Below are 14,437 nucleotides of genomic sequence, written 5' to 3'. Positions count from 1 at the left end.
TCTGATTCTTATGTGAGCGCAGGATGGGCCCGGCAGTTCAGACAATCAATAGAACGCGCGTTCGGCCTTGAGCGTGACCAGCCCGTCGCATTGGCTGTTGCGCCCGGAGTAGGCCGAGCAATCGCTGCCGCTCAGATTTGAGTCGCTGTAGATCAGATCGAGGTCGATGCCCATGAACGGCCGGGAAAGCTTTACCGACCAATCGTTGAAACTGCTGACGTAACCGCCGTCCACCGAAACCGGTGAGTTCAACTGATGGGTGGTGTATTTCATGCTGATCCCGATGCCGAACGGCTGATTGCCGCCAAGGTCGGCGAAGAGCGTGCTGTTCTGTTTATCCGGGTCGTTGCTGAAGGCGGCACCGAAACGGCTGCCGAGCAGGGACAGACCACCAAACAGTTCCTGGCTGTCGAGTGTTTCCACTTTGGGATAGCTGTAGTGGATCATGCCGATTTCGTAGCCGAGGTTTTGATCGAAGGGTTGTTTAAAGCCTGCGTAGGAATCGATTTCGAGGTTTTTGCCCGGTGTGATGCCCATGCTCGGTGCGTACTGACCGACATAGAGGCCGCTGTCGTGGCTGAGATCGAGGCCGCCGTGGAAGGAGCCAGCCGCCGATGGCTTGACCAGACCCTGAGCCATGCTGCGGCTGGGTGTGGTGCCGAGTTTGAGGTCGAAGTCGCCGAGTTCACGCTGGAAAACCTGCGCGTGCGCAGTCGAACAAGCCATCAGGCCCGCGAGCAATAAACAGGAAGGTTTGAGCATGCGTCACTCCATGAACAGCGAGGGCAAACCTGCGAGCCTGCTGAAACGCTTGATCTAGACGCGTGCAAGGATACCGGCGAATGATCGGCATTGATGGCCGTTCGTCGATTTCTAAAGAATGATTGTTTATTTGTTTCAAACGAGGAGGGTGTTGCGCGGGTGCCAGTCCAGGCGCTTCGAAGCTCAAAGCGCCTCAGGACGGGTGTATAACCGGTATTACTTCTTGCCCAGGCTGATCTGCTTGGACGGGCCGAACGTCTGGCCGCTGACGCCTTTGGCAATTTGCTGGATCTCGCCGCCGGACTTGAGGAACGCTGCGATCTGATCGTTGATCGATTCGCTGGTTTCAACGGCTGGAGCTGGCTTTGCTTTGCTGGTGGATGCTTTTACACGCATGGCGGCCATTAACCTGTAGAAAAGTAACTCGGCCAGGCATCGTACAGGAAATACTTGACAATTGCTTGGTAAATATCCCCGGGAATAACCCAGTGCGCCAGTGTATTAATCTCGAATGATTATTCGAAACCGTTCGCTAACTCACTGTTTTAAATAACAACATTTATGCAGATTGGCGAAATTCGTACCGCGGGAAAATGCCCGTCAAGGCGCGTTGCGGTCTGACGAGCGGCTGCCAAGCGGCGCGCAGATCAGCAAACCCGAGGCTTCCCGCAGATTTTCTCACGTTGGCGTCGCTCGCGGCGAACGGGGCCGGCAAAAACGGGTAGAATGCCGCCCACGCAATGAGGGTATTGGAAATGGCTTTAGTCGGGCGCTACAACAGTTTGCAAGTGGTTAAACACACTAACTTCGGTTTATATCTGGATGGCGGTGCGGACGGCGAAATTCTGCTGCCCAATCGTTATATCCCCAAAGATATTCCAAGCGAAGATGAAGACTGGCTCAATGTTTTTGTTTATCTGGACAGCGAAGATAAACTTCTCGCCACCACTGAAAAGCCAAAAGTTCAGGTCGGTGAATTTGCCAGTTTGAAAGTTGTTGAAGTCAACAGCATCGGTGTGTTCCTCGATTGGGGGCTGCCGAAAGACCTGTTGCTGCCGTACTCCGAAGAAAAGCGTCAGATGACTGCCGGTGAATATTGCGTGGTGCATGTCTATCTCGACAAACACACCCGCCGCATCACCGCCACTGCGCGTCTGGATCGCTACCTCGACAAGACTCCGGCTACCTACAGCGCGGGTCAGGAAGTTGATTTGCTGGTTGCCGAAGCCACCGATATGGGCTTCAAGGCGATCATCAACAACAAGCATTGGGGTCTGATTCACAAGAACGAAATCTTCAAATTCATGCGTGCCGGCATGCAGGAGAAGGGCTTCATCAAGGAAGTGCGCGCCGACGGCAAGATCAGCCTGAGCCTGCAACCGGTAGGACAGGAAGCGGCCAGCAGCCTGAGCTCGAAAATCCTCTCCAAGCTGCGTGACAACAACGGCACTTTGCCAGTCAGCGACAAGAGCGATCCGGCGCTGATCAGCAGCCTGTTTGGCGTCAGCAAGGGCAACTTCAAGAAGGCCATCGGTTCGCTGTACAAGGACGGCAAGATCGTCATTCACGCGGATCGCATTGAACTAAGCTGAGTCTTGCGTGGCCCATGTTGCATGGGCACACAAGAGGTCGGGCAGATGAAAAAAGCGCTGATAGCCTACGTCGCCACACTGGTGATGTTTCTTTTGCTCGACGGGCTCTGGCTCGGGGTGCTGATGGCGCCCACTTATCGCGAACTGCTCGGTTCGCTGATGCTCGAAAAACCGTTGCTGGTTCCGGCAGCGGTTTTTTATTGCCTGTACGTTTTTGGTTGTGTGGTGTTTGTGGTGTTGCCGGCCATGAGCTGGCAGCGGGCGGCGAAAATGGGCGCGCTGTTGGGACTGGTAGCGTATGGCACTTATGACCTGACCAATTTGGCGACGTTGCGTGGCTGGTCGGGGCAGGTGACGTTGATGGATTGGGCCTGGGGAGTGGTTGCTACGGCGATCGCCTGTACGGTTGGTTTTTTTGTGGCGACACGGTTTATCAGGTCTGATCCTTGATTGTTGCAGGTAGTGCTGGCCTCTTCGCGGGCAAGCCCGCTCCCACAGTGTCCGTGCCGTACCCAATATTTGTGAACACCCACAAAAACCTGTGGGAGCGGGCTTGCCCGCGAATGGCGGCGCAGCCGACAACCATTCACCGCTGACGCTGCAGAAGAACAAAGAGTCTTTTTCAGACGGCTTTTTCTCCTCGACTGATTGATAATCCATCCCACTATTTTTCGACCATTGGATGGCTGCCATGTTGTGTGTGTTCGAGGTGTTGCGGTGAGTGTCAGTCGGCGCAATGCCGACAGCTTTGCCTTGCAGGTGATGATCGGCCTGTGCCTGATCTGGGGCGTACAGCAGGTGATGATCAAATGGGCGGCGCCAGACATTGCGCCGGTCATGCAGGCCGCCGGACGCTCGGGCATTTCCGCATTGCTGGTCGGACTGCTGCTCTGTTGGAAGGGAGGTTGGGATCAGGTCGGCAGCACCTGGCGCGGGGGCTTGCTGGCCGGTGCGCTGTTCGGTCTGGAGTTCTTTTTCATCTCCGAAGGTTTGCAGCTGACCACCGCCGCGCACATGTCGGTGTTCCTCTATACCGCGCCGATTTTCACCGCGTTGGGCGTGCATTTCCTGCTACCCAGCGAGCGCTTGCGGCCAGTGCAATGGCTGGGGATTTTCCTCGCGTTTGTCGGCATTGCGATCGCGTTTGCCGGTGGCGTCTCCTGGGACAACCTCGACCGGCGCATGCTGCTGGGCGATGCCCTTGGCGTATTGGCCGGCGCCAGTTGGGGCGCGACCACCGTGGTAGTGCGCGCCTCGCGATTGTCGGAAGCACCGGTAACCTTGACCCTGTTCTATCAGTTGATTGTCGGTTTCGTCGGTCTGCTGGCGATTGCCCTGCTCAGCGGCCAGATCACCCACGTCAGCCTGACCACTGTGGCGGTGGCCAGCGTTCTGTTTCAGGGACTGGTGGTGTCGTTCTTCAGTTACCTGACCTGGTTCTGGCTGCTGCGCCGTTATCTGGCGGCCAACCTTGCAGTGTTTTCCTTCATGACGCCGCTGTTCGGCGTGACCTTTGGCGTGGTGTTGCTCGGCGAAGAGTTGAGCCTGAACTTCATCATCGGCGCCGTGCTGGTGTTGCTCGGCATCACGTTCGTCAGCGCCGAACAGTGGGTGCGTCGGCGTTTGCGCAAAGCCCTCGGTCAGCAGTAGGCGATTGCATCGCCAGACTGCCGGCGATCAGCAAACCACTGCCGGCGATCACCAGCGCCGGTTGCAGGCCGCCGCTGAAATGGCTGCTCAGTGCCGCCAGCAATGGCCCGCTGAGTTGGCCGATGGCGAAGCATGCAGTGAGCAGCCCGGCGTTGCGCTGGGTTGCGTGGGGCGCCAGTTCGCGGGAGCGCTGCATCACCAGTTGCATGCAGGCCAGAAACGGCGTGCCGCACAACATCACCCCCAGCGCCAGACCCCAGCCGCTGCCGAGCAAGCAAGCAAACACCCCGGCCGCTTGCAGCCACAAAGTAGCCATCAGCCAGTGACGCGTGGTGTCTGGGTCATGCCGACGCAGGCTCACTAAAAACACGCCGATGGCGGCACCGAGGCCGAAGCACGGCCAAAACAGATCGGCCTGCCATTGCCCGAAAAACTGCGCATTGGCCATCTGCGAGAGAAACGTCGCCGGAATGATGTAGCCGACGCCGTACAAGGCATACACCCATGCCAGTCGAGGGATGCCGCGATTCGACGGACTGGCGCCATGAGAAACAGGCGCAGCGCCGATAACCGGTTGCGGCAGAATCCGCCAGATCCCCAGCAACATCAGCAACGCGACCGCTGCATAAATCAGCCATAGCATGGCAGACGTCTGGTGCAACAGATGTGAGACCAGCGCCAGCAACCCTGTCAGAAAAATCCCCAGTCCCGGCCCGGCAAACACCAGCGCGCCCAACCGTGGCCGACCTGCCGCCGCGGCCAGCGGTTGGCTCAGCGTGGTGATCATCACCAACACCCACGCACTCGCCACACCAGTGCCAAAACGCAGCAACAGATGCGACCAGAAACCGTTGGCCCAGAACGACGCCAGCGTCAGCAGCACGCACAGCCACAACCCGCCATGCAGCCGACGCTGCACCTGTTGCGGGCGGCGCGCAAACATCGCATCCACCGCGCCGATCAGGTAGCCGAGGTAGTTGGCCGCCGCAATCAGACCGGCGGCAGTCAGGTCGATCTGGCCCTCGCTGAGCAGGTGCGGCAATTGCGGCGTGAGGGCGAAACGCCCGATGCCCATGGCGAGCATCAGGGCGACGAAACTGGCGGACAAGCGAATCAGCGGCGACATGGTCTGGATTCCATCGAAGGAGCAATGACCGTCAGGCTAGAACTGATTGACTTTCATTAAAATTGAATAATAGTGAGAAACTTGTTCTGTTATGGAGAATAGCTGTGGAATTCAGCCAACTGCGGATTTTCCAGGCTGTGGCCGAGGAGGGCTCGATCACTCGCGCCGCCGAACGCCTGCATCGGGTGCCATCCAACCTCTCGACGCGCCTGAAGCAACTCGAAGAGCAATTAGGGGTAGAGCTTTTCGTTCGTGAGCGTCAGCGATTGCAGTTGTCGCCAGCGGGAAAGGTTTTGCTGGACTACACCGGCAAATTGTTTGCCCTGCGCGATCAGGCCAGTGCGGCAGTAATGGGCGGGCAACCGGCCGGGGATTTTGTGTTGGGCACGCTTTACAGCACCGCCGCGATCCATTTGCCGGCGTTGCTGGCGCGGTATCACAAACAATATCCGGCGGTGAATCTGCAAGTGCAGTCCGGTCCGAGTGGCGAGCTGCTTGAAGGTTTGCTCACCGGCCGTCTCGATGCGGCGCTGGTGGATGGCCCGCCGCAGCTGGCCGGGCTCGACGGCGTGCCGCTGTGCAACGAGCGGCTGGTGCTGATTACCGAGGCGGATCATCCGCCGGTTCGCAGTGCCAAAGAAGTCGAGGGGAGGGCAGTGTTTACCTTCCGCCATGGCTGCGCTTACCGCGCGCGTCTGGAGTCATGGTTCGTGCATTACCAGGCCGCGATGGGCCGGGCGATGGAGATCGAATCCTATCAAGGCATGCTCGCCTGCGTGATCGCCGGCAGTGGTGTGGCGTTGATGTCGGAGTCGATGCTCGCCAGTCTGCCGGGGCGTGAAAGCGTTGCGGTGCATGCGTTGGCCGAGCCATTCGCAAGTGCGACAACATGGCTCATGTGGCGCAAAGGCATGGTCGGAGCCAACCTCAATGCGTGGATTGAACAGCAGCAAGCGCTCTATCCCGTGGCTGCGAATGAAACCCGGCAAACGGCTTGAACCAAAGGATCTGAATTCTGTTCCATTCAGTAACAGATCATTGCGGATTTCGCCGAGCATTGCGTAGGACTTCGGACTATTATCAGTGCGAAGCGGCCTCAGAATTCCGGCCGCTCAGCACCACCCTGAAGGGGGCATGACGATGAAAGAGAAAATTCAAAACTGGCTGCATGATTTGGGTGTCGCCCTCGGCTTGATCGAACCGCCTATGCAACCGATCCCGATTCGTACCGATGACGAGCAACGCCGGCGTCAGCCGCGTCGCCGGTAATCCACTGTCGCGGGGCTTTTGTGGCGAGGGAGCTTGCTCCCGCCGGGCTGCGGAGCAGCCCCAAAACCATTCAGCGCAGGTTTATCAGATAAATGGCATTTGCTTGATTGCGACTGCTGCGCAGCCGAGCGGGAGCAAGCTCCCTCGCCACAGTGATCTTCAGTGTCCTGAAAGAAGTGATTGGCACTTCTTCTCAATGTCGCCCGATCTCCAACAAAAACCGGCTCAGGTCATTCGCGGTCTTTGCGGTCTTGAGCATGCGATCTTCTTCAGCGGTGAATGCCGTCAGTCCGAATTCATCTTCCAGATGGAAGATCAAATCCTCGATATCCGCCTTCTCCAACCCCAACTGCACCAGACTGGTGTGGTCGTTGAATTCGCGGTTTTCCAGCAGGCGTCGGATGAACCTGTGGACGGCGGCACGCACGGCGGCTCTTCTCATGGCAGATATTTCAGTGGTTGTCTGGACTGAGTACAGCAGGCCTCACGAATGTTGGCGCAACCACTGGTCAATCATTGCGCGCAAATGCTCACCGGAAAAACTGCCGAAGTGCCCGCCATGCACTGTGCGGATCGGCAACGCCTGCAAGCGCCGCAGACTCGTGGCGTAATCCTCAAGATTGGAATGGTAGGCGTCTTCGATCAACGGCCCGTCATAGATGATGTCGCCGCTGAACAGGGTTTGCGTCGTCGCCTCATACAAACTGATGCCGCCCGGCGAATGCCCCGGCGTGTGCAGCACTTGCAGCGCGCGATTGCCCAGATCCAGCACATCTCCATCATCGACAAAACCGGTGGCCGGCGCGGCTTTGACCCGGTATTCGGCGTAGCACAGCGGGCAGTCCGGATGCGCTTCGAACATGTCGTCGCCAACGAAAGCGCGGCTCAAATCATTCTCGCCGTCCGGTGCGGCAAGAATGTCCGCCTCGGCTGGATGCACCAGACGTTCGGCGAACTCGTGATGGCCGGCGATGTGGTCGAAGTGGCAATGGCTGGCCACCGCCACCAGCGGCCGCTCGGTGAGCCACGGCAACTGCTCGCGCAGGCTGACCAGCCCGGAGCCGCTGTCGAGCAGCAGATCCTTGTCGCGGCCCTGAATGTGCCAGAGATTGCAGCGGTAGAACGGACGAATGTACGGCTCGTGGATCAGGCGAATGCCATCGCTCAGGGTTTGCACTTCGAACCACTGATCGCGGGAAACAATCTTCATCAACGGTTTTCTCCAGACGAAAAAAAACGGGTGTGGCAACCGACGCCACACCCGTCGAAGAAAGCATCAAGTCGTTACATCAAAGCTTAGATCGCGCTCGCCACGGTCGCCGGGCGGCGGGAAAAAAGGCTCACCACCACGAAGCTCACCAGACCCACAGCCAGGCTGTAGTAGATCGGGGTGTTGGCGTCCAGACCGTCCTTGACCATGAACAGCAGGGCAGTGGCGAAACCCATACCCATGCTGGCGATGGCGCCGGCGGTGGTTGCGCGTTTCCAGAAGATCGCGCCCATCAGCGGGATCAGCATGCCGCCTACCAACAGGTTGTACGCCAGCGTCAGCGCGCTGATCACGTCGTTAACTACCAGCGCGATACCCAGCACCACGATGCCGGTCAGCAGGGTGAACAGACGGTTGATGCGCAGGCTCGACGGTTTGCCGCCACGCAGTTTCGGCAGCAGGTCTTCGGTCAACGTGGTCGCGGCAGCCAACAGGCCGGCGCTGGCGGTGGACATCATTGCAGCCAGTGCAGCGGCGATCACCAGACCACGGATGCCGTCCGGCAGCGACAGTTTGACGATGGCGGCGAAGGCGTTGTTGACGTTGTCCAGATCCGGGATCAGTACGTGTGCCGCCATGCCGATCAGGGCGCAGGCCAGACCGTAGAGGATGCAGTAGAGACCGGCGAAACTGCCGGCGTACTTGGCGACTTTTTCATTCTTGACGGTGAACACCCGTTGCCAGATGTCCTGACCGATCAGGATGCCGAAGAAGTAGATCATGAAGTAGGTGATGATCGTGTCCCAGCCGATGGTGGTGAAGTTGAAGGCGGCTGCCGGCAGCTTCAGCACCAGTTCGTCCCAACCGCCAACGCGGTACAGGCAGATTGGCAACAGGATGAACATCAGGCCCACAGTCTTGATCACGAACTGGACGATGTCGGTCAGGGTCAGCGACCACATGCCGCCGATGGCCGAGTAAATAACCACCACGCCACCGCCGAGCAGCACCGATACCCAGAACGGCAGGCCGAACAGCACTTGCAGCACGGTGCCGATCGCCAGGATCGAGGTCACGCCGATCATTAGTGCGTACGCCAGCATGATCGCCGCGCTCGCCGAGCGGGCCATCGGGTTGTAGCGTTTTTCCAGCACTTGGGTAACGGTGTAGATCTTCAGTTTCAGCAGCGGCTTGGCGAGGAACAGGTTCAGCGCAACGATGCCGCAACCCAGTGCCGCACACAGCCAGAAGCCGGAGATGCCATGCACATAACCCAGACGCACGGTGCCGACGGTGGACGCGCCACCCAGTACGGTCGCGGCCATGGTGCCCATGTACAGGGTCGGGCCGAGGTTACGACCGGCGACCAAAAAGTCTTCGTTGGTCTTGGCCTTGCGCATGCCGTAGTAGCCGAGTATCAGCATCGCGGCGGCGTAGATGAGTACGACGAATAAATCCAAAGCCATGATGGCGTGTCTCCGATTGTCTTTTTTATGTTGAGGCCAAAATCATTCTCCCTTGTGGGAGCGAGCTTGCTCGCGAAGGCGGCGGCCCATCCAATAAAGATGTGACTGACAGATCGCTTTCGCGAGCAAGCTCGCTCCCACAGGGGATTTGCGTCAGGCTGCCTGACGCAGTTCAGGTTTTACTGTGGCTTCGCTTCGTGCATCCTGCGGGCCGAACACTTCGCGCGATTCCGGGAACAGACTCAGCAGTGTCAGATACACCACCGACGCCAGGCCCAGAGTCACCGGCAAACTGATGTCGATTCCGCCCGCCATCTCACCCAGCGGGCCGACGAACTGCCCCGGCAAATTGACGAAGCACAAACCGACCGCAGCGCTCGGAATCCATGCACCCAGACCGCGCCAGTTCCAGCCGTGGGTGAACCAGTAGCGTCCGCCTTGCTCGCCGCGGGTGAAAACCTGCAGGTCATCCGGGCAGTAGAAGCCGCGACGCACCAGCAGACCGATGATCATGATCACCATCCATGGCGTGGTGCAGGTGATGATCAGCACGGCGAAGGTCGACACGCTCTGCACCAGGTTTGCCGCAAAGCGCCCGATGAAGATGAAGGCAATCGACAGCACGCCGATCAGCAACGTCGCCTTGACCCGCGACAACACGCGAGGGAACACGCTCGACATATCCAGCCCGGTGCCATACAGCGACGTGGTGCCGGTGGACATGCCGCCGATCACTGCAATCAGGCACACCGGCAGGAAGAACCAGCTCGGTGATACCGCCAGCAGACCGCCGACGTAGTTGTTCGCCGCGATGTAGTCCGGTGCCTTGATCGCGACGATGGTCGCGGTGGTCAGGCCGAACAGGAACGGGATGAATGTCGCGATCTGCGAGATCACCACCGCTGCCATGATCCGGCCTTTTGGCGTTTCGCGCGGGATGTAGCGCGACCAGTCACCGAGGAACGCACCGAAGGAAATCGGGTTGCTCATCGCCACCAGCGCCGCACCGATGAACGCCGCCCAGAAGCCCGGTTGACCGAGGTTGACGGTACCGGCGTAGTGCACGTCGAAAGGACCGGCGAAGGCAAAGATGCCCAGCAGGAACAACAGACTGGCGCTCCACACCGCGATCTTGTTCACCCACAGCAAAAAGCGGAATCCGTAGATGCACACGGTCAGCACCAGAATCGCGAACAGACCGTAGGCCAGGCCCAGGGTCAGGTCGGTTTCCGGCAAACCGATCAGGCGTTTCGCACCACCGATCAACGCATCTCCCGAACTCCACACCGAGAGCGAGAAAAAGGCGATGGCGGTCAACAGCGACAAAAACGAACCGACGATCCGCCCGTGTACGCCGAAGTGTGCGCCGGAAGACACGGCATTGTTGGTGCCGTTGATCGGGCCGAACAGGCCCATCGGTGCGAGGATCAACGAGCCGAGCAGCACGCCCGACACAATCGCCCAGACGCCGGCCTGAAAAGACAGACCGAACAGCACCGGGAAACTGCCGAGCACGGCGGTGGCAAAGGTATTGGAACCACCGAAGATCATCCGGAACAAATCCGTCGGGCCTGCGGTGCGTTCGTTGTCCGGGATCTGTTCGACCCCGTGGGTTTCAATTTGCGTAAGGCTTTGGTCGTTGTTGTTGTTATTCATGATCTGCTCCGATCATAAAGGCGCGCTCATCGTTCGTGAGCGTCACCTGTCTTGGCTAAGGGGATGGCAGCCCTTCCGGCATTGCGGACAAATGTTCATGGCAGGCCAGCCAAAGGCCTTGTTGTTCTAGGCTCGACGCTTGTTTCTTGAAAACAATCGTCTCGCGCTCCTGGCTGAAGTGTTGCTCCCCTTGCATGCGCAGCTCGGTGGCCACGTCATGGATGAAAATCGCCACGTCACCCTGCAGGCTGACAAAGGCGTTGCCCGACGTGCACGACAGCACTTCGAAGCCATCCTCGGCGCGCCAGCTGTCCCACAACGCCTGATAGGCATCGCGCGACAGCAGCGGTTGTTCGAGGGTGTAAAACACGAAACTCGCATCGGCGCTGAACGCGCCGAAGTAAGCCTCGCGATCGTTACGGGCGAAAGCTGCCACCAGATCGGCGGCGGCCTTCAAAACCTGATCACGTTCGTTCATGACCGATCCTCAGCGATGAACCACGCCTGGCAGTACGCAGAGCATTTCGTACAGCAGGTTGGCGGCCAGCAGCGAGGTGTTGCCGGTGGTGTCGTAAGCGGGCGAGACTTCTACCAGATCGCAACCGATCAGGTCGAGGCCTTGGCAGCCGCGAATGATTTCAATCGCCTGAATGGTCGTCAGACCACCGATTTCCGGGGTGCCGGTGCCAGGCGCCCAGGCCGGGTCGATGCCGTCGATGTCGAAACTCAGGTACACCGGACCACCGCCGACTTTCTCGCGAACTTCGGCCATCAGTGGCGCCAGCGACTTGTGCCAGCACTCTTCGGCCTGAACCACACGGAAGCCCTGATCGCGGCTCCAGTTGAAGTCATCTGCGGTGTAACCCTGTGCACGCAGACCAATCTGCACCACGCGGTGGCAGTCCAGCAGACCTTCTTCGACAGCGCGACGGAAGGTGGTGCCGTGGGCAATCTTCTCGCCGAACATGTGATCGTTCACATCCGCGTGAGCGTCGATGTGCACCAGACCGATCTTGCCGTGCTTTTTGTGAATCGCACGCAGGATCGGCAGGGTGATGGTGTGGTCGCCACCCAGGGTCATCGGGATCACGTTGTGTTCGAGGATGTTGTCGTAGGCTTCTTCGATGATGCGTACGGCGTCGAGCAGGTTGAAAGTGTTGATCGCCACGTCACCGATGTCGGCAACCGACAGCGAGTCGAACGGCGCAGCGCCGGTGGCCATGTTGTACGGGCGGATCATTACCGATTCGGCGCGAATGTCGCGTGGCCCGAAGCGGGTGCCGGGGCGCAGCGAAGTGCCGATGTCCAGAGGCACGCCAACGAAGGCAGCGTCCAGACCGGCAGCGGTCGGTACATGGGGGAGTCGGAGCATGGTGGCGATGCCGCCGAAGCGCGGCATTTCGTTGCCGCCCAGTGGTTGGTGAAGAATCTTGTCCACGGGTAAGGCCTCATCGTCTTTGTTTTATTTATGTCGGTGCGCCGTTCATGGGAGGTCCGGGCACCGCTGTGGGGCCGATTCTGCGAAATGTAGTGGAGGGGAAGAATCGCTACGGGCAAATACTTAGTTCAGATTTTTCTAAACTAATGGTGAGGGCGGAGATAGACTTCTTCCCGTGTGCCAATGATTATTTGGCAAGATAAATCTGTGGCGAGGGGATTTATCCCCGTTGGGTGGCGAAGCCACCCCAATTCCTGCAACTCGGTCCATCAGGCACTCCGATTACACTGAATTTGCGACTGCTTCGCAGCCGAACGGGGATAAATCCCCTCGCCACAAAAGCAATGTGCATGACTGTGCAATCGGAGTAGACATGGCCAACGCTTTACCCGACCTGAAACTATTGCGCATCTTCGTCAGCGTCGTGCGTCATCAGGGTTTCGCCAATGCTCAGCAGGAACTCAACCTGTCGACCTCGGCGATCAGCACCTACATGAGCCAGCTCGAAGCCGCGCTCGGTCTGGTGCTGTGTCATCGCGGGCGGGGCGGGTTCAGCCTGACCAGCAAGGGCGAGCTGTTCCATCAGGAAACCCTGCGCCTGTTGGCCGAACTCGAAGGATTCGAGCAATACGCCGCTGCGCTCAAGGGCGAACTGCGCGGCACGCTCAATCTCGGGGTGATCGACTCCACCGTTAGCGACAAAGCCTTGCCGTTCGCCGAAGCCATCGGCGCCTACAGCCAGGAACACCCGGCGGTGCATTTGCATCTATCGGTGATGAGTCCGTACGAACTGCAACTCGGCGTGCAGGACAACCGCCTCGATCTGGCCATCGGCGCGTTTTCCACGCGCATGAGCGGCCTGGTCTACATGCCGCTGTACCGCGAGCAGCACTGGCTGTATTGCAGCAGCCGGCACCCGTTGTTCAACGAGCGGCGGATTCCCGAGCAGGTCATCACCCAGCAACGCATGGTCGGTCGTGGTTACTGGAGTCAGGCGGAGCTGGCCCGTCACGGTTTCAAACACAGCGCCGCGACCGTGGAAAGTATGGAGGCGCAGCTGATTCTGGTGCTGTCCGGCGCCTACATCGGTTACCTGCCGGAGCACTACGCACAGGCGTGGGCCGACAAGGGTGACTTGCGCGTGTTGCTGCCGGCGACCTTCGGTTATCAGGCACCGTTTTCGATGATCATGCGTCGTGGCCGCAGTCGTGAGCCGCTGATTCAGACTTTCCGTGATTTGCTCAAAGCACAGCTCAATCAGGCGTAGCTCGAAGGAAAAAGAAGTATGTCCAGACCCCAATGCCCGCGCTGCCTGCGCCCACAAACCCATTGCCTGTGTTTGCTGATCCCCAGCCTCGACAGTCGCACCCGGGTGTTGCTGTTGCAGCATCCGAGCGAGGTCAATCACGCGTTGAACACTGCGCGGCTGGCGGCGTTGGGGTTGACCAATGCCGAACTGGTTGTGGGTGAGGTATTCGAGGATTTACCAGCACTGTTGAATCAGCCGGGCTATCAGGCGCGGCTGTTGTTTCCCGCCGATGATGCGCAGCCGATGCAGGCCTATACCGTATCGGACGAACCGCTGTTGCTGGTCGTCCCGGACGGCACCTGGCGCAAGGCGCGCAAAATGCTGCACCTCAATCCGCTGCTGGCGGCGCTGCCTCGGGTGACGTTGGCGGAGGGTGGGGTTTCGCGCTATCGGCTGCGCAAGGCACCGGGGCCGGGGGCGTTGTCGACGATTGAGGCGATTGTGCAGGCGTTGCAAACACTGGAAGCGCCGACATCATTCGAACCGCTGCTCAAGCCGTTCGAGGCATTGATCGAGGGGCAGATTGCCGCGATGGGGGAGGAGGTTTTTCAGCGTAATCATGGCGACAGATAGGTGTTGTTCGGACTGGCCTCTTCGCTAGCAGGCTAGCTCCCACAGGTTTTGTGTTCGACACAGATATTGTGGGAGCTAGCCTGCTAGCGATAACGGTGGCCCAAACAACAATGATTCTGGCCAGATCTAGCTAGCTCCCACAGGTTTTGTTTTCGACACAGATATTGTGGGAGCTAGCCTGCTAGCGATAACGGTGGCCCAAACAACAATGTTCTGGCCAGATCTAGCTAGCTCCCACAGGTTTGTGTTCGACACAGATATTGTGGGAGCTAGCCTGCTAGCGATAACGGTGGCCCAAACAACAATGATTCTGGCCAGATCTAGCTAGCTCCCACAGGTTTTGTTTTCGACACACATATTGTGGGAGCTAGCCTGCTAGCGATAAC

16 protein-coding genes are annotated in these 14,437 nt (G+C 58.9%); 7 read left to right on the top strand and 9 right to left on the bottom strand.

Translation table 11 applies throughout. The features are described from left to right. Nucleotides 1-45 precede the first annotated feature (45 nt). Together ACTWLJ_RS28495 and ACTWLJ_RS28490 are read right to left on the bottom strand one after the other, a co-directional pair. A complete protein-coding gene (locus tag ACTWLJ_RS28495; RefSeq protein WP_445179365.1) occupies nt 46-762 on the bottom strand; it encodes a TorF family putative porin in 717 nt (238 codons plus the stop codon). A gap of 216 nt (nt 763-978) precedes the next feature. Next, entirely contained in the window at nt 979-1,167 is a 189-nt protein-coding gene (locus tag ACTWLJ_RS28490; RefSeq protein ID WP_016985943.1) for a hypothetical protein, read from the bottom strand. Between the two features lie 350 nt (nt 1,168-1,517). Between ACTWLJ_RS28490 and ACTWLJ_RS28485 the strand changes: the two genes are divergently transcribed. The 3 genes from ACTWLJ_RS28485 to ACTWLJ_RS28475 all read left to right on the top strand — a co-directional run bounded on the left by ACTWLJ_RS28485 (nt 1,518) and on the right by ACTWLJ_RS28475 (nt 4,004). Then, nucleotides 1,518-2,354 carry a CvfB family protein gene (locus ACTWLJ_RS28485; protein WP_445179364.1) on the top strand — a complete coding sequence of 279 codons (837 nt, stop codon included), beginning with the start codon at nt 1,518-1,520 and terminating at the stop codon, nt 2,352-2,354. Between the two features lie 45 nt (nt 2,355-2,399). Continuing rightward, a complete protein-coding gene (locus ACTWLJ_RS28480) occupies nt 2,400-2,804 on the top strand; it encodes a DUF2177 family protein (protein WP_445179363.1) in 405 nt (134 codons plus the stop codon). Between the two features lie 267 nt (nt 2,805-3,071). Continuing rightward, nucleotides 3,072-4,004 (top strand): DMT family transporter, encoded by a 933-nt coding sequence (locus ACTWLJ_RS28475; protein ID WP_445179362.1) that lies wholly within the window; start codon nt 3,072-3,074, stop codon nt 4,002-4,004. Here the strand turns inward: ACTWLJ_RS28475 and ACTWLJ_RS28470 are convergent. Next, on the bottom strand, nt 3,949-5,130 hold the full coding sequence (locus ACTWLJ_RS28470; RefSeq protein ID WP_445179361.1) for an MFS transporter: 1,182 nt from the start codon (nt 5,128-5,130) through the stop codon (nt 3,949-3,951). The genes ACTWLJ_RS28475 and ACTWLJ_RS28470 overlap by 56 nt on opposite strands. 104 nt (nt 5,131-5,234) lie before the next feature. On the opposite strand from ACTWLJ_RS28470, the gene ptrR reads away from it, so the two are divergent. Together ptrR and ACTWLJ_RS28460 are read left to right on the top strand one after the other, a co-directional pair. Next, complete coding sequence (gene ptrR / locus ACTWLJ_RS28465) at nt 5,235-6,128, top strand: putrescine utilization regulator PtrR (RefSeq protein ID WP_445179360.1); 894 nt, start codon at nt 5,235-5,237, stop codon at nt 6,126-6,128. A gap of 142 nt (nt 6,129-6,270) precedes the next feature. Next, nucleotides 6,271-6,399: a PA1414 family protein gene (locus tag ACTWLJ_RS28460; RefSeq protein ID WP_256222727.1), complete on the top strand. Its 129-nt coding sequence runs from the start codon at nt 6,271-6,273 to the stop codon at nt 6,397-6,399. A gap of 193 nt (nt 6,400-6,592) precedes the next feature. Here the strand turns inward: ACTWLJ_RS28460 and ACTWLJ_RS28455 are convergent, their stop codons facing one another. The 6 genes from ACTWLJ_RS28455 to speB all read right to left on the bottom strand — a co-directional run bounded on the left by ACTWLJ_RS28455 (nt 6,593) and on the right by speB (nt 12,169). Next, on the bottom strand, nt 6,593-6,841 hold the full coding sequence (locus tag ACTWLJ_RS28455; protein WP_008086233.1) for a hypothetical protein: 249 nt from the start codon (nt 6,839-6,841) through the stop codon (nt 6,593-6,595). Between the two features lie 42 nt (nt 6,842-6,883). Continuing rightward, on the bottom strand, nt 6,884-7,609 hold the full coding sequence (locus ACTWLJ_RS28450) for an MBL fold metallo-hydrolase (protein ID WP_445179359.1): 726 nt from the start codon (nt 7,607-7,609) through the stop codon (nt 6,884-6,886). 86 nt (nt 7,610-7,695) lie between these two features. Beyond that, the gene (locus ACTWLJ_RS28445; protein WP_445179358.1) at nt 7,696-9,075 is read right to left on the bottom strand and encodes a sodium:solute symporter; all 1,380 of its coding nucleotides are present in this window, start codon (nt 9,073-9,075) and stop codon (nt 7,696-7,698) included. Between the two features lie 153 nt (nt 9,076-9,228). Continuing rightward, nucleotides 9,229-10,731 (bottom strand): purine-cytosine permease family protein, encoded by a 1,503-nt coding sequence (locus tag ACTWLJ_RS28440; RefSeq protein WP_445179357.1) that lies wholly within the window; start codon nt 10,729-10,731, stop codon nt 9,229-9,231. Between the two features lie 55 nt (nt 10,732-10,786). Then, nucleotides 10,787-11,209 carry a YybH family protein gene (locus ACTWLJ_RS28435; RefSeq protein WP_445179356.1) on the bottom strand — a complete coding sequence of 141 codons (423 nt, stop codon included), beginning with the start codon at nt 11,207-11,209 and terminating at the stop codon, nt 10,787-10,789. A gap of 9 nt (nt 11,210-11,218) precedes the next feature. Further along, the gene (speB, locus tag ACTWLJ_RS28430; RefSeq protein ID WP_401220414.1) at nt 11,219-12,169 is read right to left on the bottom strand and encodes an agmatinase; all 951 of its coding nucleotides are present in this window, start codon (nt 12,167-12,169) and stop codon (nt 11,219-11,221) included. 373 nt (nt 12,170-12,542) lie between these two features. Here speB and ACTWLJ_RS28425 point away from each other — a divergent pair, with 373 nt between their 5' ends. Together ACTWLJ_RS28425 and ACTWLJ_RS28420 are read left to right on the top strand one after the other, a co-directional pair. Continuing rightward, complete coding sequence (locus ACTWLJ_RS28425) at nt 12,543-13,436, top strand: LysR family transcriptional regulator (RefSeq protein ID WP_007956593.1); 894 nt, start codon at nt 12,543-12,545, stop codon at nt 13,434-13,436. A gap of 18 nt (nt 13,437-13,454) precedes the next feature. Beyond that, nucleotides 13,455-14,051 (top strand): tRNA-uridine aminocarboxypropyltransferase, encoded by a 597-nt coding sequence (locus ACTWLJ_RS28420; protein ID WP_445179355.1) that lies wholly within the window; start codon nt 13,455-13,457, stop codon nt 14,049-14,051. The last annotated feature ends 386 nt before the right edge of the window (nt 14,052-14,437 follow it).

The organism is Pseudomonas sp. McL0111 (assembly GCF_052567255.1).
Note: the sequence above shows the minus strand (reverse complement) of the source record. Positions and strands in the feature narration are given on the sequence as shown.